The sequence below is a fragment of the Gordonia terrae genome (assembly GCF_051789125.1).
In the GTDB taxonomy this organism is placed as follows: Bacteria; Actinomycetota; Actinomycetes; order Mycobacteriales; family Mycobacteriaceae; genus Gordonia; species Gordonia terrae_A.
This window is the reverse complement of sequence record NZ_CP196526.1, coordinates 2,188,814-2,212,347: the sequence shown is the minus strand read 5'-3', so window position 1 is coordinate 2,212,347 and position 23,534 is coordinate 2,188,814. Positions and strand designations below refer to the sequence as shown.

The 23,534-nt window shown below is 68.4% G+C and carries 26 protein-coding genes; 4 read left to right on the top strand and 22 right to left on the bottom strand.

The window, feature by feature from the left end:
* Positions 1–72: 72 nt before the first annotated feature.
* Complete coding sequence (rpsB, locus tag ACSUZC_RS10045; protein ID WP_439032647.1) at positions 73–924, bottom strand: 30S ribosomal protein S2; 852 nt, start codon at positions 922–924, stop codon at positions 73–75.
* A 397-nt stretch (positions 925–1,321) separates the two neighbouring features.
* Between rpsB and ACSUZC_RS10040 the strand changes: the two genes are divergently transcribed.
* A complete protein-coding gene (locus tag ACSUZC_RS10040) occupies positions 1,322–1,801 on the top strand; it encodes a murein hydrolase activator EnvC family protein (RefSeq protein WP_439033070.1) in 480 nt (159 codons plus the stop codon).
* On the opposite strand, the gene ACSUZC_RS10035 is transcribed toward ACSUZC_RS10040, so the two are convergent.
* Both ACSUZC_RS10035 and ACSUZC_RS10030 read right to left on the bottom strand, forming a co-directional pair.
* Complete coding sequence (locus ACSUZC_RS10035; RefSeq protein WP_439032646.1) at positions 1,802–2,686, bottom strand: tyrosine recombinase XerC; 885 nt, start codon at positions 2,684–2,686, stop codon at positions 1,802–1,804. It lies immediately after the preceding gene.
* A 90-nt stretch (positions 2,687–2,776) separates the two neighbouring features.
* Entirely contained in the window at positions 2,777–3,643 is an 867-nt protein-coding gene (locus ACSUZC_RS10030; protein ID WP_439032645.1) for a siderophore-interacting protein, read from the bottom strand.
* 170 nt (positions 3,644–3,813) lie between these two features.
* On the opposite strand from ACSUZC_RS10030, the gene ACSUZC_RS10025 reads away from it, so the two are divergent.
* Positions 3,814–4,398 carry a TetR/AcrR family transcriptional regulator gene (locus tag ACSUZC_RS10025; RefSeq protein WP_439032644.1) on the top strand — a complete coding sequence of 195 codons (585 nt, stop codon included), beginning with the start codon at positions 3,814–3,816 and terminating at the stop codon, positions 4,396–4,398.
* A gap of 13 nt (positions 4,399–4,411) precedes the next feature.
* On the opposite strand, the gene dprA is transcribed toward ACSUZC_RS10025, so the two are convergent.
* Positions 4,412–5,545, bottom strand: a complete 1,134-nt coding sequence (gene dprA, locus ACSUZC_RS10020) for a DNA-processing protein DprA (protein WP_439032643.1) — start codon at positions 5,543–5,545, stop codon at positions 4,412–4,414.
* The gene (locus ACSUZC_RS10015; RefSeq protein WP_439032642.1) at positions 5,542–7,047 is read right to left on the bottom strand and encodes a YifB family Mg chelatase-like AAA ATPase; all 1,506 of its coding nucleotides are present in this window, start codon (positions 7,045–7,047) and stop codon (positions 5,542–5,544) included. Before ACSUZC_RS10015 ends, dprA begins: the two co-directional genes overlap by 4 nt.
* Positions 7,048–7,179: 132 nt before the next feature.
* On the opposite strand from ACSUZC_RS10015, the gene bluB reads away from it, so the two are divergent.
* Together bluB and ACSUZC_RS10005 are read left to right on the top strand one after the other, a co-directional pair.
* The gene (bluB, locus tag ACSUZC_RS10010; RefSeq protein WP_439032641.1) at positions 7,180–7,818 is read left to right on the top strand and encodes a 5,6-dimethylbenzimidazole synthase; all 639 of its coding nucleotides are present in this window, start codon (positions 7,180–7,182) and stop codon (positions 7,816–7,818) included.
* A gap of 100 nt (positions 7,819–7,918) precedes the next feature.
* Entirely contained in the window at positions 7,919–9,241 is a 1,323-nt protein-coding gene (locus ACSUZC_RS10005; RefSeq protein WP_439032640.1) for a DUF4185 domain-containing protein, read from the top strand.
* A 16-nt stretch (positions 9,242–9,257) separates the two neighbouring features.
* Here the strand turns inward: ACSUZC_RS10005 and ACSUZC_RS10000 are convergent, their stop codons facing one another.
* The 17 genes from ACSUZC_RS10000 to ACSUZC_RS09920 form a co-directional block, all read right to left on the bottom strand.
* Positions 9,258–9,665 (bottom strand): YraN family protein, encoded by a 408-nt coding sequence (locus ACSUZC_RS10000; RefSeq protein WP_439032639.1) that lies wholly within the window; start codon positions 9,663–9,665, stop codon positions 9,258–9,260.
* Between the two features lie 109 nt (positions 9,666–9,774).
* Positions 9,775–10,086: a DUF2469 domain-containing protein gene (locus tag ACSUZC_RS09995; protein ID WP_004572292.1), complete on the bottom strand. Its 312-nt coding sequence runs from the start codon at positions 10,084–10,086 to the stop codon at positions 9,775–9,777.
* Entirely contained in the window at positions 10,083–10,781 is a 699-nt protein-coding gene (locus ACSUZC_RS09990; protein ID WP_439032638.1) for a ribonuclease HII, read from the bottom strand. The genes ACSUZC_RS09995 and ACSUZC_RS09990 overlap by 4 nt, the downstream gene beginning before the upstream one ends.
* Positions 10,781–11,656: a signal peptidase I gene (lepB, locus tag ACSUZC_RS09985; RefSeq protein WP_439032637.1), complete on the bottom strand. Its 876-nt coding sequence runs from the start codon at positions 11,654–11,656 to the stop codon at positions 10,781–10,783. The genes ACSUZC_RS09990 and lepB overlap by 1 nt, the downstream gene beginning before the upstream one ends.
* An 18-nt stretch (positions 11,657–11,674) precedes the next feature.
* Positions 11,675–12,016, bottom strand: a complete 342-nt coding sequence (rplS, locus tag ACSUZC_RS09980) for a 50S ribosomal protein L19 (RefSeq protein ID WP_238419087.1) — start codon at positions 12,014–12,016, stop codon at positions 11,675–11,677.
* A gap of 187 nt (positions 12,017–12,203) precedes the next feature.
* Positions 12,204–13,193 (bottom strand): hypothetical protein, encoded by a 990-nt coding sequence (locus tag ACSUZC_RS09975; protein WP_439032636.1) that lies wholly within the window; start codon positions 13,191–13,193, stop codon positions 12,204–12,206.
* The gene (locus ACSUZC_RS09970; RefSeq protein WP_439032635.1) at positions 13,193–13,528 is read right to left on the bottom strand and encodes a hypothetical protein; all 336 of its coding nucleotides are present in this window, start codon (positions 13,526–13,528) and stop codon (positions 13,193–13,195) included. Before ACSUZC_RS09970 ends, ACSUZC_RS09975 begins: the two co-directional genes overlap by 1 nt.
* Positions 13,525–13,869, bottom strand: a complete 345-nt coding sequence (locus ACSUZC_RS09965; protein WP_439032634.1) for a YbaB/EbfC family nucleoid-associated protein — start codon at positions 13,867–13,869, stop codon at positions 13,525–13,527. The genes ACSUZC_RS09970 and ACSUZC_RS09965 overlap by 4 nt, the downstream gene beginning before the upstream one ends.
* A 40-nt stretch (positions 13,870–13,909) precedes the next feature.
* Positions 13,910–14,629 carry a tRNA (guanosine(37)-N1)-methyltransferase TrmD gene (trmD, locus tag ACSUZC_RS09960; protein ID WP_439032633.1) on the bottom strand — a complete coding sequence of 240 codons (720 nt, stop codon included), beginning with the start codon at positions 14,627–14,629 and terminating at the stop codon, positions 13,910–13,912.
* Positions 14,629–15,162 (bottom strand): ribosome maturation factor RimM, encoded by a 534-nt coding sequence (gene rimM, locus ACSUZC_RS09955; RefSeq protein WP_439032632.1) that lies wholly within the window; start codon positions 15,160–15,162, stop codon positions 14,629–14,631. Before rimM ends, trmD begins: the two co-directional genes overlap by 1 nt.
* Before the next feature lie 29 nt (positions 15,163–15,191).
* On the bottom strand, positions 15,192–15,434 hold the full coding sequence (locus tag ACSUZC_RS09950; protein WP_238419081.1) for an RNA-binding protein: 243 nt from the start codon (positions 15,432–15,434) through the stop codon (positions 15,192–15,194).
* Positions 15,431–15,868, bottom strand: a complete 438-nt coding sequence (rpsP, locus tag ACSUZC_RS09945; protein WP_004572302.1) for a 30S ribosomal protein S16 — start codon at positions 15,866–15,868, stop codon at positions 15,431–15,433. The genes ACSUZC_RS09950 and rpsP overlap by 4 nt, the downstream gene beginning before the upstream one ends.
* Before the next feature lie 485 nt (positions 15,869–16,353).
* Positions 16,354–17,442, bottom strand: coding sequence for an amidohydrolase family protein (locus ACSUZC_RS09940; protein ID WP_439033069.1), 1,089 nt, complete (start codon positions 17,440–17,442; stop codon positions 16,354–16,356).
* Positions 17,439–18,998, bottom strand: a complete 1,560-nt coding sequence (ffh, locus tag ACSUZC_RS09935; protein WP_439032631.1) for a signal recognition particle protein — start codon at positions 18,996–18,998, stop codon at positions 17,439–17,441. Before ffh ends, ACSUZC_RS09940 begins: the two co-directional genes overlap by 4 nt.
* A gap of 37 nt (positions 18,999–19,035) precedes the next feature.
* Positions 19,036–21,594, bottom strand: a complete 2,559-nt coding sequence (locus tag ACSUZC_RS09930) for a [protein-PII] uridylyltransferase (protein ID WP_439032630.1) — start codon at positions 21,592–21,594, stop codon at positions 19,036–19,038.
* A gap of 91 nt (positions 21,595–21,685) precedes the next feature.
* Positions 21,686–22,024 (bottom strand): P-II family nitrogen regulator, encoded by a 339-nt coding sequence (locus ACSUZC_RS09925; RefSeq protein WP_004572306.1) that lies wholly within the window; start codon positions 22,022–22,024, stop codon positions 21,686–21,688.
* A 50-nt stretch (positions 22,025–22,074) separates the two neighbouring features.
* Positions 22,075–23,364, bottom strand: a complete 1,290-nt coding sequence (locus ACSUZC_RS09920; protein ID WP_439033068.1) for an ammonium transporter — start codon at positions 23,362–23,364, stop codon at positions 22,075–22,077.
* Positions 23,365–23,534: the final 170 nt, after the last annotated feature.

Genomic DNA, 23,534 nt, shown 5'->3' with positions numbered 1-23,534 from the left:
CGGCGAGCCTCCTTCGGGAAGTGTGGTGTGGGACCGATCTGCAGAGCAGTCGGAACTACTGGGCCGTCAGGACTACTGAGCCGCCGGGGTCTCGGCTGCCGGGGTCTCGGCCGCCGGGGTTTCGGTGGCTGCATCGCCGCCCGCCGGTGCTGCGGCCTGGGTCAGCAGTTCCTGCTCCCACTCTGCCAGCGGTTCGCCGCTGCCGGCCTCGGGCTTGGCATCGCCACTGGCTGCGCCTGCGCGAGCCTGGACGCCTTCGGCGACGGCCGAGGCCACGACGCGGGTGAGCAGAGCGGCGCTGCGGATGGCGTCGTCGTTGCCCGGGATCGGGTAGTCGACGAGGTCGGGGTCGCAGTTGGTGTCGAGGATCGCGATGACCGGGATGTTCAGCTTGCGGGCCTCACCGACGGCGATGTGCTCTTTGTTGGTGTCGACGACCCACACGGCCGAGGGGACCTTGGCCATGTCGCGGATACCACCGAGGGTGCGCTCGAGCTTGTTCTTCTCACGCGTGAGCATGAGGATTTCCTTCTTGGTGCGTCCCTCGAAGCCGCCGGTCTGCTCCATGGTCTCGAGTTCCTTCAGGCGCTGCAGACGCTTGTGAACGGTCGAGAAGTTGGTGAGCATGCCACCGAGCCAGCGCTGGTTGACATACGGCATGCCGACGCGGGTCGCCTCTGCGGCGATCGACTCCTGCGCCTGCTTCTTGGTGCCGACGAAGAGGATGGTGCCACCGTGGGCGACCGTCTCCTTGACGAACTCGTATGCCTTGTCGATGTAGGTCAGCGTCTGCTGCAAATCGATGATGTAGATGCCGTTGCGGTCGGTGAAGATGAATCGCTTCATCTTCGGGTTCCAACGGCGGGTCTGGTGCCCGAAGTGTGCGCCGCTGTCCAGCAGCTGCTTCATGGTCACGACAGCCATGATCGTCCTTTTGTCGCAGTTGTCGTCGGCACCGGTCGGCGCCGACCCTGGCGTCTGCGCACCGGGTGCCACCCGGAACACGAACCGTGTCCGGGACTGCTCACTCGGCGGGTGTGTCGGAACTGTGCTGGTCAGGGAGCTGAGCCCCGACGCAGTCCAGGCCTGAGTGCAGACGCGCGAAGTCACCTCATCAACAACCGATGAGGTGCGTAGCGAAGTTTACGCTCGCGCACGATCGAAAACCAAAACGCAACCCGTCGTCAGACGATGGATCCCTTCGGGCGGCCGGTGCGTCTGAAGGTGTATGCCGTCCGATCGCCCCGCCTCGCCGTACCGTCCCGGCCCGCGCCCCGTCACCGGCGTCGTTCCCACGGTCGTCCTCGTGCTCGTGTTCCTGATGGTCGCCGTGTGCCGGCCGGAGGCGGCCCGGGCCACTGCCGCCACCGGAGACTATTCGGCTCCGCTGACGCCGCGGCCGCTGGTGGTCACCGGGTTCGATGCTCCGGAGAGACGATGGCAGAGCGGTCATCGCGGTGTCGATCTCGCCGCCGCACAGGGGGCGCAGGTCCGATCCGCTGGCGCGGGGCGTGTGCGCTTCGCCGGGACGGTCGCCGGGCGTCCGGTCGTGTCCGTGACACACCCGGACGGCGTGATCACGACCTATGAGCCCGTCGAAGCCGCTGTGTCCGCGGGCGACCACGTGTCTCGAGGAACGGTGATCGGCACGGTCTCGGGGTCGCACCCCGGGTGTCCGGTGGTGATGTGCCTGCACTGGGGCGCCCGCCGGGGCAGCGGTCGCGCCGCGGAGTACATCGATCCCCTGGGGTTGCTCGGCGCGATCCGGGTTCGCCTCAAACCGATCGGGCCGGACCCGTGATCAGGCCCGCGGGTGGGCCTGCCGATGGACCGCGCGCAGACGTTCGACGCTGACGTGGGTGTAGATCTGGGTGGTGGCCAGCGACGAGTGGCCCAGCAGTTCCTGGACCACTCGCAGGTCGGCTCCGCCCTCGAGCAGGTGGGTGGCGGCGCTGTGCCGCAATCCGTGCGGTCCCATGGCCGGTCCCCCGCTCGCCGTCACCGCGCGGGAGACGACCGTCCGGGCCATGCGCTGATCGAGCCGACCGCCCCGCGCTCCGAGGAGGAGAGCAGCGCCGGAGCCGTCGGTCGCCAGCGACGGGCGCCCGCGGCTCAACCACGCGTCGACCGCACGCGCGGCCGGTTCCCCGTAGGGCACCGACCGCTCCTTGTCTCCCTTGCCGATCACCCGCACCACCCGCCGCCCGGTGTCGACGTCGTCCACGTCGAGTCCGCATAGTTCCCCTACCCGAATTCCGCTGGCGTAGAGGAGTTCGAGTATCACCTTGTCGCGCAATGTGATCGGGTCCTCCGGATCGCGGTCCGCGGTGGCTGCGGCGAGGGCGGCGTCGGCCTGGGCGGGCGCCAGGACCGCCGGTAGGGTCCGGTGAGCCTTGGGTGCCTTCAACCGCTGCGACGGATCGGTCGCCATGATGCCCTCGCGAACGGCCCAGGCACAGAACGTCTTGGCAGCCGACACCTGGCGGGCGATCGTGGTCCGGGCGGCGCCGCGCCGGGTCAGCTCGGCGAGCCAGGCGCGCAGGAGCGCCAGGTCGATGTCGGCCGGCGCGACGCCGCGCGCACCGGCGAACGTCACGAGCGCCCGCGCACCGCCGAGGTAAGCACGGATCGTGTGCTCACTGCGGCCCTTCTCCAGACGAAGGTGATCAGCGAAGTCGTCGAGCATCCTCCGACCTCACCGCGTCCGGCACCCCACCGCAACCGCACACGCGGTGTCGTGGCCGAATCGTCGCTCCGTGCCACGCCCGCCCGGTTCTCAACCGTTCGCGGCGACACCTTCCTCCGCGGCCCGCAGGTCGGCTTTCCACTTGCGGAAGCCCTCCTCCGTGCGACCACGCCTCCAGTAGCCGGAGATCGACGCGTTCGCCGCGCTCACCCCGCGCTCCTTGCGGATGTAGGCACGCAGGTTGTGCATGACAGCCTGAGCCTCGCCGTGGATGAAGACGTGGGGTTCACCGTCGAGCCATCCCAGGTCCCGCACGGCCGCGATCAGCGGCGCGTTGTCGCCGGCCACCGACTCGTCGACCTCGCCGGCGGGCCCGCCCCGGTGCACCCACACGATATCGGCGCCGGCGGGCGCTTCGAGTTCGAGCTCGTCGTCGGGTCCGGCCACCTCGATGACGACCTTCGCCACCGCGTCGGCGGGCAGGGACTCGAGCGCGGCGGCCACCGCCGGCAGTCCGGCCTCGTCGGATGCCAGGAGATGCCACGGGGCGTCGGCGCGCGGGCGGTAGCCGCTGCCGGGTCCGATGAACCGAACCATCTCGCCGGGTCGGACGGATGCGGCCCAGGGCCCCGCGATGCCCTCGGAGCCGTGCACGACGAAGTCCACGACGATCTCCCTCGCCGCGGCGTCGACACGACGGACCGTGTAGGTCCGCAAGACGGGTTGACGCTCCGGTGGTTCCGCCGTCCGGATCGCCTGCAGATCGAACGGCTCGGCATAGGTGACGCCGGCCGGGGCGAAGACGAACTTGACGTACATGTCCGTGTCGGGGTCACCGGTCTTGCCCACGGCGGGCTCGAAATCGTCGAAGCCCTCCCCGCCCAGGTACAACCGCACGAAATGCGGGCTGAGCCGTTCTCTTCGGAGCACCGTCATCGTGTTGACGCGTTTGGCCATTCGAACCTCCTCATTCGCGCCCAGAGTACGCCTTTGATAGGGCACCCTTAGCTTTAGCCAAGCGAACTACACATACACGGTTGTAAGGTTTTCTCACGATCGAGCGATCTGATCTGAGAGTTTGCACTGACCGAGATCAGATGTCGCGAGACCCGACCAGAGGTGATTCCATGCCGGATCAGCCAGTGGAACAAGCCGCCCCGCGCCGCGGGTCGCGGTTGAGTGTGGACGACTGGCTGGACGCGGCGGCACGGATTCTGGTCGAGGACGGCATCGAGGGACTCAAGATCTCCCGGTTGAGTGCGCGGCTCGGCGTCACCAAGGGCAGTTTCTACTGGCATTTCACCGACATCGGGGCATTGAAGAGCGCTCTGGCCGACCACTGTCGCCAGGCGCAGGCCGCGGTGGCCGCACGGATCGAGGCACTCGAGTCGTTGCCGCCGGTCGAGCGCATCGAGGGGATGGCGCGGCTGGTCTCCGATCCGCGCCGCTGGGCGATGGAGTCCGCGCTCCGACGCTGGGCCGAGACCGAGACGTCGATCGCCGACTCGGTGGACGAGCTCGACTGCCGCATCTTCGCGATCGCTCACGACGCCATGCGCGAACTCGGATTCTCCGAGGCCGAGGCCCACGCCCGCGCGACGACCCTGCTCTATGCCGGCATCGGCTTCGTCCACGCGCACGGGAGGCTGAACGAGGCGACGGTCGATGATCTGCGCGTCATGATCGACGTGTTGACCCGTGCGGGGACCTGAGCGGATCGGGGTATCAGCCCAGGCGCCACCGCCCATCGACGTTGCGTACGTGTCCGTAGACGTCGAGGCGTGCGAGCGCCGATCTCACGACCCCCACGTCGAGACCCGCCGCGAATGCGATCTCCTCGATGCCGACCCCACCTCGCGCCGGGATGGCGTCATGGACCCGAAGCTGTTCGGGCGTGAGAGAGTCGGTCGCCTTCGCGCGTCCGCGCCCGACGTCGCCGCCACCGCCGGGGTGGACGAGGTTGACCACCGACGCGACGTCGGACACGAGCACCGCCTGCTGATCGGCGATCATCCGGTGGCACCCCACCGAGGTCGCAGACGTGACCGGCCCGGGGACGGCGCCCAGGGGTCGGCCCAGCTTACGGGCCCAGGCCGCGGTGTTCGCCGCGCCGGAACGCCTGCCGGCCTCGACGACGACGGTTCCCGCACTCATTGCGGCGACCAGCCGGTTGCGGGTCAGAAATCGGTGCTTGGCCGCCGTTGTTCCCGGCGGATACTCACTGATCACCGCTCCGGTTCGAGCGATCTCGGTCAGCAGCGCCGAATGTGACGCCGGATAATCGCGGTCGATTCCGCAGGCCATGACCGCGGCCGTCAGCCCGCCCGTCGCCACCACCGCCCGATGCGCGGCACCGTCGATGCCGAACGCTCCCCCAGACATGACCGCGAATCCCTCCCCCGCGAGTCCGGACGCGAGCTTCTGCGTGACGTGTTCTCCGTAGGCGGAGGCCGCGCGGGAACCGATCAGCGCCACCGACGCGGCGGCGAGGTCGTCGAGGCGAGCCGGCCCCCGGACCCACAGCGCCAGCGGTTCGCCACCGCGTGCGGCGGTGTCTGCTTGTCCGAGTGCCAGCAGTGACCAGGCCGGCCACTCGGGGTCGGACCTCGTCACCAGTCGCGCCCCGACCCGATCGGCGATGACGAGATCGTCTGCGGCGGAATCCGTCTCACATCGACCGGCGGTGGCGTCGAGAACCTGCTCGTGTCCGGCGGGCACGACCCGACGGCGGATGGCCGACGCGGCGTCGACCGGACCGACGGCGTCCACCAACGCGATGACCGCGGCACACGGGGGCTCGGCAACCCGCGCGAGGTAGGCCCACGACGTCAGTTCCGCCCCGTGTCCGACGCCGGTCATGCCGCCCCTCGATCCCGGTACAGAAGCGCTTGTGCGACATCGTCTTCGCAGGGTTGTACGGTGCCCCGCAGGTCGTTCAGGGTCCAGGCCAGTCGTAATGCGCGGTCGGCTCCGCGCGCTGTCACCCGCCCGTCACGCAGGAACAGCTCGATGGGGCGGAGCACCTGCGGGGGCAGCCTGAACTTCTGTCGCAGCGCCGACCCCGGAACTTCCGCGTTGGTCCGCCAGCCGAACTCCGACCACCGTTCCACCGCAGCGGCCCGCGCCGCGGTGACCCGTTGCCGGACGTCCGCGCTCGTCTCCCCCGAGCCGCTCATCAGCGCGGTGTTGCCGGGCGGGTCCATCCGCACGCGGATGTCCACCCGATCCAGCAGCGGCCCGGACAGTTTGCCCAGGTAGCGCCGCCGAACGACAGCCGAGCAGACGCAGTCGACGTCGTGCGCCGGCGCGCACGGACACGGGTTCGCGGCGAGGATGAGCTGAAAGCGCGCCGGGTACACGGCGACCCCGTCGCGGCGCGGTACCCGGACCTCGCCGTCTTCGAGGGGTTCACGGAGGGATTCGAGGACCTTGACACTCATCTCGGCGCACTCGTCGAGGAACAGGACACCGCGGTGCGCCTTCGACACCGCACCGGGACGGGCGAAACCGGTACCCCCGCCCAGCAGCGCCGTCGTCGATGAACTGTGGTGGGGCGCGATGAAGGGCGGTTCGGTGATCAGCGGACGTCCGGGCGACAGTTCGCCGACCAGCGAATGGATCGCCGTCACCTCCAAGGAGTCCTCCGTACCCAGGGAAGGCAGGATTCCGGGCAGACGTCGGGCGAGCATCGTCTTGCCGATGCCCGGCGAACCCGTCATGAGGACGTGATGCGCTCCCGCCGCGGCGATCTCGAGTGCGTGCCGCGCCTCCTGCTGACCGACGACATCGGACATGTCCGGGATCGGCGGCGGCTGGGTGGTGATCGACTCGTGCACCGTGTCGAGCACGTGATCTCCGGCCAGCCAACGCACGACCTCCGCGAGATCCGTCGCCCCACCGACGTCCACGCCCTCGACGAGAGCGGCCTCGGCCACCGTCTCGAGCGGCACCACAGCCCGCAGATACCCCGCCCGGCGCGCTGCGATCACCGCCGGCAGCACTCCCCGGATCGGACGCACCTTGCCATCCAGGCCGAGTTCACCGAGGAAGACCGTCGTCACCAGTTTCTCCGACGACACCTGATCGGTCGCGGCGAGGATCGACACCGCCATGGCCAGGTCGAACCCGGAACCGATCTTGGGCATGTCGGCCGGCGACAACGCGACCGTCACCTTCAGATCGGGAAATCCCAAGCCCGAGTTCTTGATCGCCGCCCGTACCCGGTCGCGCGCCTCACGCACCGACGCGTCCGGATTGCCCGTCACCGCGAAACCCGGGAGTCCCGAACTGACACTCGCCTGCACGTCGACGACCCGCGCGGCGAAGGCATTGAGCCCCACCGCCTGTGTTTGCCCCAACATGGGATCAGTCTCACCGGCGACACGCCTGGCGGGCGGCCTCGAGCCACTCCGACGGCGGATCTGTGGATGACGTCCTGGTTGTCCACTACCCACCACGTTCTGGTCGAGCACCCTGACTAGGCTCGACACCCGATGAGTGACGGAACATTCGACGACGCGTTCGTCGACGACCTGGACCGACTGCTGCGCTGGCGGCGCGACGTCCGGCGATTCAGCCGGCGACCGCTTGACCCCCACCTGCTGCCCGAGATCATGGCCGCGGCCGAACTCTCGCCGTCCGTGGGAAACAGCCAACCGTGGCGGTGGGTCGAGGTCCGGTCGACTCCAGCTCGGGAGGCGGTGCGCGACAGCTTCATCCGCTGCAACGCCGACGCCATGGCCGGATTCGACGGCGAACGTGCTCGGTTGTACTCATCGCTCAAGCTGGCCGGTCTCGACGACGCGCCGGTTCAGCTGGCGGCATTCTGCGACCGCGACCCCGACCAGGGCCACGGACTCGGTAGGCGGACCGTCCCGGCAACACTCGACTACTCGGTTGTCACCGCGGTCTCCACGCTCTGGCTGGCGGCGCGTGCGCGTGGCGTCGGAGTCGGGTGGGTCTCGATCATCGACCCGGACGAAGTGGCCGCGGCACTCGACGTCCCAGCGTCGTGGGGTCTCGTCGCCTACCTGTGCATCGGCTACCCGGAACTCGACGCCGACGTCCCCGAGCTCGAGCGCGTGGGCTGGCAATCGCGAACCGCGGCCGAGCAGCGACACTTCGTGCGCTGACACCAGATCGTGACCGGCGCCGAGGCGACGTTTACACGCCACTCCAGTAACAATAGTCACGTCAATAACTTCCGTCACATCGAAGCAGTGGAGGTCTCGCGTGTCGCGCCGTCTCACCACGAGTGTCCGGCTGGCACTTGCCGGGGTCATCGCCTTCAGCGGGACCGCTATCGCCCTGACCGCCGGGGCGGGCATGGCGCACGCCGCGCCGTGCGGAAACGCGAGTACCGGGTCGAGCTTCCTCGGGTTCGGGTCGAGCGGCTCCAGCGGCTCGTCGGGCAGCTCGAACGTCCCCGGCCTCGGTCCGCAGGCGCCGCTCGTGCCCTACGTCGGACAGATCTCGCGCACCGCCGGATGGGTCACCGGCCCACTGAGCAGTAACCGCACCTTCAGCCGTTTCGGCATCAGCGGCACCGACCTCGGGGTGGCCTGGGACAACGGTCGCGGTCAGACCCTCATGGCGTTCGGCGACACCTTCGGCAACTGCAACGCGGCCGGCCAGCAGTGGCGTCACAACGTCCTCCTCCGCTCGGACGACGACAACCTCGCCAACGGCCTGTCGGTTCCCGACGGCAGAGCAGGCGACGTGACATCCGGTTCGGTGATCGCACCCGGGCAGCCGAACTACGCGCAAGAACTCATTCCCTCGGTGGGGATCTCGAATGTCGAGGTCACCACGATTCCCACCGCGGCGATATCGCTGCCCCACGGCAACGGATACCGGCAGTACATCAACTACATGTCCGTCCGATCCTGGGGTTCGCCGGGCAACTGGGTCACGAACTTCTCGGCGATCGCGCACTCCGACGACAACGGGCAGACGTGGACCACCGATCAGGACACCATCCTGATCAACGCACCGGTGTCGTTGCGGCTGCCCGGTGAGTTCCGGCCGGTCGAGTTCAACAACGGCAAGTTCCAGCAGAACGCGTGGGTCCGAGGGCGACCGGGCACCGCGGACGAAGGCTACGTCTATCAATACGGAACTCCCAACGGACGTTTCGGTGCCGCGTTCCTCGCGCGCTTCAAGGCCGAGGACATCCTCGACCTCGACGCATACGAGTACTGGGCGGGCAGAGGACCCGGTTGGGTCGACGACATCGCCGCCGTCCCCGACGACGGGTCCGCGGCCGTCGTCCGACAGCCGGTGACCGAGTTGTCCGTGGCGTGGAGCCCGTACCTGGAGAAGTACGTGATGCTCGACGGCGACAACGACATCACACTGCGGACGGCGGAACGGCCCGAAGGGCCGTGGAGCAACCCGCGAACCATCGTGCCGAAGGGCGCCCTGGTTCTGTACGGCCCGATGATGCTGCCCAACTCCCCTGCACTGCAGGGAGATTCGAAGGAGCTCTACTTCAACGCATCCCGCTGGAGCGATTACAACGTCATGCTCGTCCGCACCGACCTCAGCAAGTTGTGACAGAAAGATCGGACCATCACACGTAGACGCCGGGGTGGTGGCGTATCCGGGCGCGGGTGAGATCGTCGGGGTCGAACCGGTCGAGCTGAACGCTGAGGACGTCGAACCGGATCTGCGACCACCGCCGGTCCTGGGCGGCGAGCCACATCTGTGCCACACGGCGCATGCGCGCCAGCTTGTCCGGCGTGACCGCCATGACCGGGTCGTCGAACGTCCGGCTCGCGCGCGTCTTGACCTCGACGATCACCAGGACGGACCCGTCCGCGGCGATGAGGTCGAGCTCACCGTAGCGATTGCGCCAATTGCGTTTTAGGACACGCCAACCGAGAGAAACCGCGTATTCTGCGGCCGCGTCCTCCCCGATCCTGCCGATATGACCTCGACGGTCGGGGGAACGATGGGGCTCGGGTGCGGGATCGGTCATACCGATCAGCGTCGCGCAGATGCGACGACGTTCGGCGATGCACTCCGGGAGATCCTACGATCTGTGGACTACGGGCAATCCATCAACATGCACGGTCGGTCGCGAGAGCTCACGGCTCGTCGGGCAGCCGAAGTTCCGACTTCTCGAGTTCCTCGATGTTGACGTCCTTGAAGGTGATGACCCGGACCTGCTTGACGAAACGTGCGGGGCGATACATGTCCCAGACCCACGCGTCGCTCATCCGGAGCTCGAAGTACACCTCTCCGTCGGTGTTACGCGGGATCATCTCGACCGCGTTGGCCAGGTAGAAGCGCCGCTCTGTCTCCACCACGTAGGTGAACTGCCCGACGATGTCCTTGTACTCGCGGTACAGAGAGAGTTCCATCTCGGTTTCGTACTTCTCGAGATCCTCAGCACTCATCCTGTCAGCCTATCCCTGTTGTCGTTTGCGCTGGTGACCACTCGTGCCGCGACATTACGGTACGACATGCGGTGCTGCGGTGACGGCCCGGCCGCGTCGATCCGCGACATGTGCAGCGCGGTGCTGTAGCCCTTGTGGATCGCGAAATCGTAGCCCGGCAGTTCGTCGTCCAGCGCCACCATGATGCGATCCCGGGTGACCTTCGCGATGATGCTGGCGGCCGCGATGCAGGCAGCGGCTCCGTCGCCGCCGATCACGGGGAGCGACGGTGCGGTCAGCCCCGGGACCGCGAACCCGTCGGACAGCACATACCCCGGCTTCACGTCGAGGGCTGCGACTGCTCGGCGCATCCCCTCGATGTTCGCGACGTGGATACCGATGCGATCGATCTCGTCGGCGTCGATGATCACCGCGCTCCAGCTCTGTGCGTAGCGGGTGACCGATCGATACAGGCCCTCACGGGTCCGCTCGGTCAGCTTCTTCGAGTCGTCGAGGTCCGCGAGCGAGACGAGTTGGGTGGGTTTCAGCACGCAGGCTGCGACCACCAACGGTCCGGCACAGGCCCCGCGTCCCGCTTCGTCGACACCGGCGACCGGTCCGAGACCCTGTCGGTGCAAAGCGAATTCGAACGTCCGCAGACCCACCGCCCGGCGGACGGGCGAGCGCGGTGGCCAGCGGTTCGTCACCCGGCTCATCACTGCTGCGGATTGAACGAACCGACACCACCGATCCGCGAGAAGGGATAGATGATGGTGCGGACCTTGCCCCGGATGTCGCTGACCGGGACGGTGCCCTGGTACTGATCGTCGACGTGGTAACGGGAGTCCTGCGAGTTCAACCGGTTGTCACCCATCACCCAGACGTTCCCCTCGGGCACCTTGATCGGACCGAAGTCCGGACCGAGGCATGACGGCACCTGGTTGCCGGGGCCGGCGACACCGGGTCCGAACGCGGCGACCGTCTCCTGCTGGAGCTTCATGTCGATGTACGGCTCGCGCAGCGGACGACCATCGACCTTGACGCCGACGCCCTCGTCGTTACGGCACTCGACGGTCTGGCCGCCGGTCGCGATCACCCGCTTGACCAGATTGTTCTCGTCCGGTGGCGCGAACCCGAACCAGGACAGCGCATCCTGCACCTTGTGCATGACCGGATTGGTCGAGCGCGGGGACACCCACGAGCCGTTCCACGACTCCGACGGGCCCTTGAAGACCACGACATCGCCCGGATGCGGGTCGCCGAACCGATAGGTCAGCTTGTCGATCACGATCCGGTCGTTGGTGCACCCGGTGCAGCCGATCAGCGTCGACTCCATCGACTCCGACGGGATGACGTACTGCCGCCCGATGAAGGTCTGCAGGACCCAGGTCAGGAGCAGTACGCATCCGACGATGATCGCGACTTCTCGCAGCAGCGATCCCGAACCGGACTTCCGCTTCTTCGCATCGCGCGCGTTCCCGAGATCGTCGTCCGCGTCGGACTTCAACCGCCAGGGACGTGCGCCGCCGTCTGCGGTGTCGCCATCGGGATCGAGGTCGCGGTGGTCGTGGGGTCGTTGTGTGTCGGCCACGTCGTCAGGGTAGACGCGTCAGCGCTTTTCCTTGATCTTGGCGGCCTTGCCACGCAGGTCGCGCAGGTAGTACAGCTTGGCGCGACGCACGTCACCGCGGGTGAGGACGTCGATCTTGGCGATGTTCGGGCTGTGCACCGGGAAGGTGCGCTCCACGCCGACGCCGAAGGACACCTTGCGGACGGTGAAGGTCTCGCGGATGCCGCCGCCCTGGCGGCGGATCACGACGCCCTTGAACACCTGGACGCGCTCCTTGCTGCCCTCGATGACCTTGACGTGGACGTCGAGGGTGTCACCGGGACCGAAGTCCGGGACATCGTCGCGGAGGGACTGCTTGTCGAGGAAGTCGAGCGTGTTCATGTGTCGGGTCCTTGTCTGGCGAAATCAATGAGCAGAGGAACCTGGCGGCCCGCGGGCTCGACCGGTTCGTACTCCGAGTCGTTGGCGTCGCCGTGGTCGGATGAGTACTCCGGACACGGAGCATCGTCGACAGGCAACCCGACTATTGTGCCAGAGACACCCCAGCGCGACGAAATCGCCGGAGCCCTCACCTCCCCGGCTCGACGACGATGATCTCGGCGGCTCGCAGCGCCGACACCGTGGCCGGTGCCATGGGGGTCGCCGCCGCGATCGCCAGCGGTGTGATCCCAGAACTCGTCATGTGGTCGGCGATGGCCAGCTCCGGTGCCCGGCCGTCGGCGGTCAGCGCCTCGTCGTCCGCGAGCTCGAGACCGGGCCGCTGGTAGGGCTGCGGATCGTTGGTACCGACGACGACGACGCGGACGCCACGTTCACCGGCTCCGACCCCGACGGCCGTGCGGAACCATCCCGCCACCGCGCCGGGAACGGACGTCTGCACTCGTTCGGCCCGCTGCCGGAGCCACCCCAGGTCGGCGACGGCAGACCGGTCGGGCTCGGCCCTGGCCCCGGCCATCGCACCCAGTCCGGCCGCCACGGCGCCGGCGGCTCCCATCGCGCCCATCGGCATCATGGGCATCATCCCGCTCGTCGCGGCCGGAGCTCCCGCGCTCTGGCCGGCCTCGCCGGACCGTTCGGTGTGGTCGTCGCCTGCAGCGGTGAGCGCCATCCGTCCGGCACTCGCCGCGCTCACCCGCCAGGTGTCGTCCCCCACCTCGGCGAGCACGTCGGCACGGCGCAGATCCCGGTCGGCGACGAGGGCGATGACAGCCATCTGCTGCCGTGTGTCGGCGACGGTGTCGGCATAGGCGTCGAGTGATCCCGCCAGGGCGCGCAGGCGTGTGACGGCAGCGGGTAGCGAGTCGGGCCCGGCGCCCGTGACCGCGTCGAGGCCGGCGACGATCGCGTGGCGGAACTCCCCCGCCGACCGCGCTGTTCCTGCCATGTAGTCACCCGCCGCCGACGTCACCGCCCCGGTGACTCCCTCCACCGACCCGGCGAGCTCACGAAGCCGGTTCGCCGCGTCCCGCAGCCCCTCGGCATCGGCGGTGGGCCAGACGCCGGGCGCAAGAGACTCGGCAATGCGCCTGGCATCGGCCGGAGATCCGTTGTCATCCATCAGTTGTCGGCCCCGTCGATGGCTGTGGCACCGGCGGCGTCGGCGTCGGCCAGGGCAGCGGTACCCACGGCGATCCCGCGGCCGCGGTCGGCAACGCGTCCGGCGAGTGCACCCATCGCGTCGACCAGGTCCGCGCCGGCCGGAACGAACCCCCTCCGGAACGCCTGCGCGGGCTCACCGACACCGACAGCCCGGTCGAGATCGCCCAGCACCGCGGCGAGTTCGGCCGTCAGGGTCTGCAGTCGGGCAGCGGCGGCGGCGAGTTGCTCGGACAGATCTCCGGCGAGGCCGGCGTCGACGGCGACCCTGCCGGTCACCGGATCGATCGGTGTCACCGGCCTGCCCCGTCGGCGTTCGCACCGAGCCGGGCGTCGGCATGATCGAGCGGGAGATCTCCGGCCCGGGTGAGCAATTCGGCACTCTTCGTGCGCAGCGCGGCGTCTGCCTCGGCGATCAGCGTGGTCAACAGCGTGGATAGTTGGTCGGCGCGGTAGCGCCGCAGGGCGGCGGGCTCGATCGAGATGTCGGTGGCGAGTCCTCGCGCGTTCACGGTCACCGCGACCAGCCGGTCGGCACTCGTGGCGCGAGAAGTCAACTGCGACAACGCCTCACGGACCCGGTCCAGCTCGGCGCGTTGCCGTTCGAGCTCGTCGAGCATCGCCGAATATCCGTGCATCGCCCCCAGGCCCCCGGTATACGTCGAGTTTCCCGGAATCCTAGCCGACTTCCGGGTCTCCGGCGTCCGCGCTGTGCACAGCCTCGTCGAGCAAATCGGGCCGGCGTGCGCGGGTGCGCTGCAACGACTGCTCGTGACGCCAGCTGGCCACCTTCGCATGGTCGCCGCTGAGAAGCACCGCCGGGACGTCGAGGCCCCGCCAGGTAACGGGACGGGTGTAGCTGGGACCTTCGAGCAGGCCGTCGGAGAACGAGTCCTCCTGATGCGACCGCGGGTTGCCGAGCACCCCGTCGAGCAGTCGCACGGTCGCCTCGATCATCGCCATGACCGCGACCTCTCCCCCGATCAGGACGAAATCACCCAGCGACACCTCCTCGACGCGGACCCGCCGGGCCGCATCGTCGAAGACGCGCTGATCGATACCCTCGTACCGGCCGCAGGCGAACACGAGATGTTTCTCGCCGCTCCAGCGGCGTGCGGTCTCCTGGGTGAACGGCACACCGGCCGGCGTCGGCACCACCAGCAGTGCGTCGTCAGGACACACGGCGTCGAGGCAGGGACCCCAGACGTCGGGTTTCATGACCATCCCCGGCCCGCCCCCATAGGGCGAGTCGTCGACGCTGCGGTGCACATCATGCGTCCAGTCCCGGAGATCGTGGACGTCGACGCTGATGCGGCCGGCGTCGATCGCCTTGCCCAACAAGGCAACTCGCAGCGGTTGCAGGTACTCCGGGAAGATCGACACGACGTCGAGGCGCATCAGGGCGCACCGTCGAGAGAGTCGGGGTCCAGCAGACCGTCCGGCGGATCGATCACGATGAGTTCGCGGCTGACGCTCGGGACGATCTCGCGCACGAACGGGATGAGCACCTCCCGACCGTCGGTCGTCCGGACCGACAACAGCTCTCCGCCGGGCAGGTGCAGCACCGAATCGACCACCCCGATGGCGGTGCCGTCGCCGAGTTGCACGGCGACTCCCTCGAGTTCGTGATCGTAGAACTCGTCGGGATCGTCAGACGGCTCGACCTGCGAGCTGTCGATCAGGAACAGCGTGCCGCGCAGGGCATCGGCCGTGCCACGGTCGGACACCCCGGCCAGAGACACGAGCAGCCGCCCGGAATGTTCCCGGGCGGCTGTCACGGTGAATTCGCGTTCCCCGCCACCGCGCGGCAGACGGCCGCGCAGCACCGAGTCGCGAGCGAAACGCACATCGGGTTCGTCCGTGCGGACGTCGACGACGACCTCGCCACGGATGCCGTGGGACTTCACCACACGGCCGACGACGAGATCCACGGTGCGCTCGATGTTCTTCGGGTGTTCGGTCAGCGGTCGGTGTCGACGATGTCGACGCGCATCCCGCGTCCACCGATGCCGGAGACGAGGGTGCGCAGCGCGGTCGCCGTGCGACCGTTGCGACCGATGACCTTCCCGAGGTCGTCCGGATTCACGTGGACCTCGACAAGCCGGCCGCGGCGGCCGGTGACGAGGTCGACCTGGACGTCATCGGGGTTCGAGACGATCCCGCGGACCAGGTGCTCGACGGCGTCGGCGACGACTGAGCTCACGCGTCACCCTCGGCGGCGGGAGCCTCGGCAGCCTCGTCGTCCTTCTTGGCGGCCTTCTTCTTCGGGGTGGTCGCGGCGGCGACGGGCTCGTTGTCCGCGGCGGCGAGCGCGGCGTTGAACAGGTCGAGCTTCGAGGGCTTGGCCTCGGCGGTCTTCAAAGTGCCCTCGGCGCCCGGCAGACCCTTGAACTTCTGCCAGTCACCGGTCACCTTGAGGATCGCGGCGACGGGCTCGGTCGGCTGCGCGCCGACACCCAGCCAGTACTGGGCGCGCTCGGAGTCGACCTCGATCAGCGAGGGCTCTTCCTTCGGGTGGTACTTGCCGATGGTCTCGATCACGCGGCCGTTGCGGCGGGTGCGAGCGTCGGCGACGACGATGCGGTACTGGGGGTTGCGGATCTTGCCGAGCCGCGTGAGCTTGATCTTGACAGCCATGTCTACTTCTTTCGTGTGGTCACTGCGCAATTCAGCAGCCCGTCCGGAATGACGGACCCGGTTTTGCGAATGTTCGGTGTGACCGTCGGGCGGCCGTGACCGGATCCGACGAACCAGCGAGCCATTGTGCCAGACGGTGCGGCTCGCACAGAAATCCTGGAGCCGGTGGCGGCCGTCGGGACCGAAGTACGGGCGCAGGGGTGTTCCGGCATGTGGTCACCCACCCCGCGAGGACGACCACATGCCGCACGTCGCTTCCGCCACTCGATGTGTTCGTCACCAAGGTGAATCGGTCCATCGGTACCCAGGATGCGCAGCGCCACCGGAGCCTCCCTCGACCCCCGGCTCCGACAGCGTCTGCGCCAGCCGGATCTGGGCTGACAGTTCCGGGCTGAACCGGCTCGTCGTACTCGAACCGTTGCAACGCCGCTGCTACGTTACGCGGCGGTAAGAAGCACACACCAGAGGCCCACTTGTGGCGTTGCTCACACGATGTGGCGGCCCGAGGAGACCACTGCTAGCGGATGCCTCAGCACGCCGAGATCCTCGCACGGGTTCTCTGCGTACACCACGAAGTCCGCGCGGTCACCGTCGTCGAGGACATCCGCACCCAGCCAGCGGCGGGCACCGGTGGAGGCGGCATCGACCGCGGCCGCGGCTCCGAGGCCGACCGCCGCGAGTGCCTCGATCTCGTCGACGATGCGCCCGTGTTCGACGAATCCGCCCGCGTCGGTCCCGGCGAAGATACGCACACCGGCCTCCCGCGCGGCCTCGAACACCTTCGGGGCGCCGGCGTGCAGGGCCCGCATGTGCGCGGCATAGGTCGGGAAACGGTCCGCGCCGTCGGCGATACCCGGAAAGTTCTCGACCTGGATCATGGTGGGCACCAACGCAATCGAGCGCTCGGACATCTGCGCGATGAGGTCGTCGGTCAAGCCGGTCCCGTGTTCGATGCAATCCACCCCTGCCGCGATGAGATCGACGAGGGCGTCGGTGCCGAACACATGCGCGGTGATCCGGGCGTCGTGACGGTGGGCCACCCCGACCGCCGCCTCGATCTGGTCGCGAGTCCACAGCGGCGCCAGGTCCCCGGCGTCGCGGTCGATCCAGTCGCCGACGATCTTGACCCACCCGTCTCCGGCCTCCGCCTGACGCGCGACCTCCGCGGCGAGCTCGTCCGGGTCGTCGAGGTCGACGCCGTAGTCGCGCAGATACCTCTTCGGACGGGCGATGTGCTTGCCCGACCGGATGAAGCGGGGGCAGGCGGGGTCGTCGTCGAGTGGATGGGTGTCGAGCGGCGACCCCACCTCGCGGATCAGGAGGGTGCCCGCACGGGCGTCGGCGTACGCGAACCCGCGGGCCTGCTCGATGTCGACACCTAGTCCGGGCGCGATACCCACGTGATTGTGGGCGTCGACGAGGCCGGGGAGTATCCACCCGCCGTCGACCGCGGTCTCGGCATCGGCGACCGGTGTGGAGCTGACCACTCCGTCGCGCACCCAGAACTCGACGGGCTCCCCGGTGAGGGGGTCGGAACCGCGGTAGTGGCGGGCCCCGTGTCCGCCCACGACTATTTCTTCTTCTTCGGCTGGAACTGCGAGACGTCGAGACCTTCGAGTCCCGGCGGCAACTGGTCGAGTCCCGCGGGCATGTTCGACAGGTCCGGGAATCCGGCGGGCATCCCGCCCGGCATGCCGGGGAATCCACCGCGCGCCTTGGGAGGTGTCGGGCCGCGGCCCTTCCCCTTCTTCCCCTTGCCCTTCTTGCGATTCGACTTGCGGTTCACCGCACCCATACCCATGCGACCGGACATCTGCGCCATCATCTTGCGGGCCTCGAAGAACCGGTCGACGAGTTGGTTGACCTCGCTGACCGTGACGCCAGAACCGTTCGCGATACGCAGTCGGCGCGAGGCGTTGATGATCTTCGGGTTGTCCCGCTCGGCGGGTGTCATACCCCGGATGATCGCCTGCACCCGATCGAGCTGCTTGTCGTCGACCTGCGACAACACGTCCTTCATCTGACCCGCGCCCGGCAGCATGCCGAGGATGTTGCCGATCGGGCCCATCTTGCGGATCATCAGCATCTGCTCGAGGAAGTCCTCGAGCGTCAGGTCGCCCTGCGTGATCTTGGTGGCGGCGGCCTCGGCCTGTTGCGCGTCCCAGTGCTGTTCAGCCTGTTCGATCAGGCTGAGCACGTCGCCCATACCCAGGATCCGGCTCGCCATCCGGTCGGGGTGGAAGACGTCGAAGTCCTCGAGCTTCTCTCCCGAGGACGCGAACATGATCGGCTGCCCGGTCACCTCGCGGACCGACAGCGCCGCACCACCGCGGGCGTCGCCGTCCAGCTTGGTCAGCACGACGCCGGTGAAGCCGACGCCGTCGGCGAAGGCCTCGGCGGTGGTGACCGCGTCCTGACCGATCATCGCGTCGACGACGAACAGCACTTCGTCGGGAGTGGTGGCGTCCCGGATGTCGGAGGCCTGCTTCATCAGCTCCGCATCGATGCCGAGCCGGCCGGCGGTGTCGATGACGACCACGTCGTAGTGCTTGGCCCGGGCCTCGTCGACGCCGGCCTTCGCGACCGAGACCGGATCACCGGAGGTGACGCCCAGCGTTCCCTCGCCGCCGATCGACGTGCCGGGATGCGGCGCGTACACCGGGACACCGGCCCGCTCGCCGACGATCTGCAGCTGCGACACCGCGCCGGGACGCTGCAGGTCACAAGCCACCAGCAGTGGCGTGTGACCCTGCTCTTTGAGCCAGTTGCCCAGCTTGCCGGCGAGGGTCGTCTTACCGGCACCCTGGAGGCCGGCCAGCATGATGACCGTCGGCGGGTTCTTGGCGAACCGCACCCTCCGGGTCTCTCCGCCGAGGATGCCGACCAGTTCCTCGTTGACGATCTTGACGACCATCTGCGCCGGGTTCAGCGCCGCGGAGACCTCGGCCCCCTTGGCGCGCTCCTTGATCCGCGCGATGAAGGCACGCACCACCGGCAGCGAGACATCCGCCTCGAGCAGGGCCAGCCTGATCTCGCGGCAGGTGCGGTCGATGTCGGCGTCGGACAACCGCCCCTTGCCACGCAGGTCCTTCAGGGCACCGGTCAACCGGTCGGAGAGGGAATCGAACATGATCCCATCCTTCCATGAGGGTCGACGGTCGTGACATCTAGGAGATCGGCACGCCCGACCGTCCGGTCCCGCCGTAGGTCTGCGGTCCGTCGCCCTCCTCGTCCCGCGTGGGCTGCAGCGGCGGACACACCGCGACGATGGCCTCGGTCAGCTCGGCACGCGCGTCGTCGGAGTCGGCCGTCTGCCGCAGACTGAAGACGTCGACGACGGTCGCACCGAGCGTGGAGACCTTGGCCCAGCGGATGTCGGCGCCGTGCTGCTCGAGCACGGCGCTCACCCGGCTCAGGAGCCCGATCCGGTCGTCGGACCGGACTTCCAGCACCGCCTCGCCGTCCGGCGCGTCGAGCCACGTCACCCGCGGCGGGGCGACCGCGAACAGCGCGGGCACCGCGTTCTTCGGGTGACCCGCCCCGTCGACCTCCGGGTCGGTGCTGCCCGCGTTGGTACCGGTCGACACGAAGGTGCCCGGGATCGTGGCGACGGTGCCGATCGTGGGTATCGGCGAGTCCCGCTCCCGCGCCGCGAGGCGGGCGAGAACGTCGATCTTGCCGTCGACGGACGCGATCAGTTGCTGGCGCAGCAGTCCTGCGTCCGGGGGGCTGCCGAACATGGGGACGACGACGAAGGAGTTGATGGCCTTGCCGTCGTGGCTCTGCGCGCACGCCGAGTGCGACCGCAACCCGCCGAGCGCGAGGACACCTGCCATCTTCGACAACAGCCCGGGTTGGTCGGGCGCCACCATCGTGACGCGATAGGTGTGCTGCCCGTCCGCGCGCACGAGGCGAACGGCGAAGTCCCCCTCGGCCGCGGTCGCGAGCTGATCGGCGGTCAGCGGGTCGGGTTCACTCGGCGGCACTCCCTCCATGCGGCGCATGCATCGCCGGACGAGGTCCCTGATGAGGGAGGCCTTCCAGTCGCCCCAGACGCCCGGTCCGGTAGCCAGCGAATCGGCCTCAGCCAGTGCCGCGAGCAACTCCAACAGGACCCGGTTGTGGCCGAGGCTCTCGACGACATGCTCGGCGGTCGCCGGGTCGTCGAGGTCGCGTCGTGTCGCGACCTGCGGCAGCAACAGGTGATGACGCACCATGTCCGACAGGATCGACACATCCTGGGGCCACAGCCCGAACCGGTTGCCGACCTGCACGGCGAGTTCGGCCCCGACGATGCTGTGATCGGCTCCGCGCCCCTTGCCGAGGTCGTGGATGAGCGCGCCCAGCACCAGCAGGTCGGGACGCGACACCGTGGTCGTCATCGCGCTCGCGTAGGCCGCGGTCTCCACGAGGTGTCGATCGACGGTCCAGGTGTGGATGGCATCCCGAGGGGGCAGGTCGCGGACCGCGCCCCACTCCGGCAGGAGCCTGCCCCACAGGCCGGTCCGGTCGAGTGCCTCGATCGGGTCGACCATGTGGTGGCCGGAACTGAGCAGGACCAGCAGATCGCTCAACGCCTCGGCCGGCCACGGCTCGCGCAGCTCGGGCGCGTAGTCGGCGAGCCTGCTCAGCGTCGACGCACTGATCGGTAGTCCCGTGCGAGCCGACGCGGCCGCCACCCGCAGGATCAGGCCGGGATCTTTGCTGGGAATCGCGTTGCGCGCCAACACGATCTCACCGCTGTGCTCGACAACGCCCTCGTCGAGCGGCCGGCGCAACGGCGAACGGCGCAGCTTCGCGAGCCCGCGCCGCGGCAGCGCATTGCCCGCGGTCCGCAGACCGACGTCGATGGCGTAGCTGATGGTGCGGGCGGAGTCGCTGATGACCCTGGCGAGGTCGAAGCGGTCGCCGATGCGCAGCGCGGCCCCGATCTCGTCGGCGTCCTGGGCCTGCACCTGTTCGCGCGGGCGACCCGCGATGCGGTGGAGTTCGGTGCGGATGTCGAGCAGTCGGGTGTAGGCGACCTGCGGGCCCGCGCCCGGGGAGTCGGGCCGCAGCCCCGCCATGTTGTCGGTGAGCTGGGCGATCGCCAGGGCGCCGAGCAGCTGCACGTCCCGCAGTCCACCCCGCCCGTTCTTCAGATCCGGCTCGGCGCGGTGCGCGATGTCCCCGGCCCGCCGCCACCGGTCCTGCGCATGCGAGACGACCTCGGGAAAACGGCTGCGGATGTCGTTGCGCCATTGCTGCCGGACGCCGCCGATCAGCAGAGCCGACAGTTCTTCGTCGCCCGCGATGTGCCGGGCTTCGAGCAGACCCAGCGCTGCGGTCACGTCGTCCCCGGCGACCTGCATCGCCTGCGGCACCGTCCGCACGCTGTGATCGAGCGGGATGTTGGCGTCCCACAACGGGTACCAGAGGCCGTCGGCGACCTCGGACACACGCTCGACCGGCATGTCGTCGTGCAGGAGGATCAGGTCGAGATCGGAATAGGGCAGCATCTCCCCTCGTCCGAGACCGCCGACCGCGACGATCGCGAAGCCACTGTGCGGTTTGATTCCGAGTTCGGCGCCCTTGCTGGTGAGCCAGAACTCGTGCAGGTCGACGAGCACCTGGCGCAACGCCGGTGCGTCGAGTTTTCCCGTGCGGCCGGACTCGGTGAGTTGTCGTCGGGTCTTGGCCAGGTCTGCAGCGCTAACGACGGCCTCCGATAGGTAGGTCCCGATCATCGATCGGGTTGTCGAACGGATCGGCCCCGTACCCGACTGATCGTCGGACACGGGGCCGCTCAACGGGATTCGTCACACGTGTGCGGGGCCGCTACAGTGCGTCGCCACCGCGCTCGCCGGTGCGGACGCGGACGACCGATTCCACCGGCGACACCCACACCTTGCCGTCGCCGATCTTGCCGGTCCGGGCGGCTTCGACGATGACGTCGACCACCTTGTCCACGGCGGCGTCGTCCACGACGACCTCGACGCGCACCTTCGGCACGAAGTCGACCGAGTACTCCGCGCCGCGGTAGACCTCGGTGTGACCCTTCTGGCGTCCGTAGCCCTGGACCTCACTGACGGTCATGCCGAGGATTCCGGCCTGCTCGAGCCCGGCCTTGACGTCCTCGAGCGTGAACGGCTTCACGATTGCAGTGATCAGCTTCATTAGTTATCCCTCTCCACAGGAGTCAGCGTAGTAGCGAATGGCTCTGAGCGTCATGCCAGCTCATAGGCCGTCTCGGCGTGTTCTGCCTCGTCGATGCCACTCTTCTCGTCCTCGTCGCTGACTCGCCAACCCAGCGGCTTGAGCACGAAGGCGATGATCGCGGTGAGCACTGCGGTGAACACGAGCGCGAAGAGCGCGATGACGATCTGGACCACGAGCTGCTTGTAGTCGCCGCCCCAGAAGAGGCCGACGTCCTCGGCGAGCAGGCCGATCGCCACGGTGCCCCAGAGACCGGCGACCAGGTGGACACCCACGACGTCGAGGGAGTCGTCGTAGCCGAACTTGTTCTTCAGTCCGATGGCCGTCGCGGCGAGCGCACCTGCGACGAGACCCAGGATCAGCGAGCCGACCGGGGTCAGCGAACCACACGCCGGGGTGATCGCGACCAGACCGGCGACGATGCCCGATGCGGCGCCCACGCTCGTCGCGTGCTTGTCGCGGATGATCTCGACCACGAGCCAGCCGATGATCGCGGCGGCCGTCGCGGCGGTGGTGTTGACCCACACCTGTCCGGCGAGGAGGTCGGCACCCAGCTCGGAGCCGACGTTGAACCCGAACCAGCCGAACCACAGCAGGGCGGCGCCGAGCATGACGAACGGGATGTTGTGCGGACGGTACGCGGTGCGGCCGAAGCCGACACGCTTGCCGACGATCAGGACCAGGACCAGTGCCGCGATGCCTGCGTTGATGTGGACCACGGTGCCGCCGGCGAAGTCGATGGGTGCGACCAGTGCCGCGCCCTCGTCGTCGGTGCCGAACATCTTCGCCGCCAGACCGTCTTCACCCGCGCCGAGGAGGCCGCCGCCGCCGACCAGTCCGCCCCAGACCATGTGCGACAACGGGAAGTACACGATCGTCGACCACAGGACGGTGAAGACCAGCCAGGTGGAGAACTTCACGCGTTCGGCGAGCGCACCGCTGATCAGTGCCACGGTGATGACCGCGAAGGTCAGCTGGAAGCCCATGAAGACGATCGCCGGGATCGTGAGACCACCGGTGACGTACTGCTCGGTCTCGCCCTCACCGATGGTGCTCATGAGCTGGTCCGACCCGAACAGCGCGAACGGGTTCGCGAAGATGCCGCCGATGTCGCTGCTGCCCGTGATGCCGTCGCTGAACGACATCGAGAAGCCCCAGAGCACGTAGACGACGCTGACGGTCGCGAGCGAACCGAAGGACATCATCATCATGTTCAGAACGGACTTGCCTCGCGCCAACCCCCCGTAGAAGAAGGCGAGGCCTGGGGTCATCAGCAACACGAGCGCGGCCGACACGAGCATGAATGCCGTGTTGCCCGTGTCGATGGGGCCAAACGATTCGTTTGGCAACAGAGCCGAATCCACTACGAAACCTCCTCAGGATGCGCCGACGGCTCGGCGCCTCCAAAGAGATTGTCGGCACTCGGTTTCAGCTGTGGTGCCCCGACGTTTCAGGCGCGTAACCCCCTGGG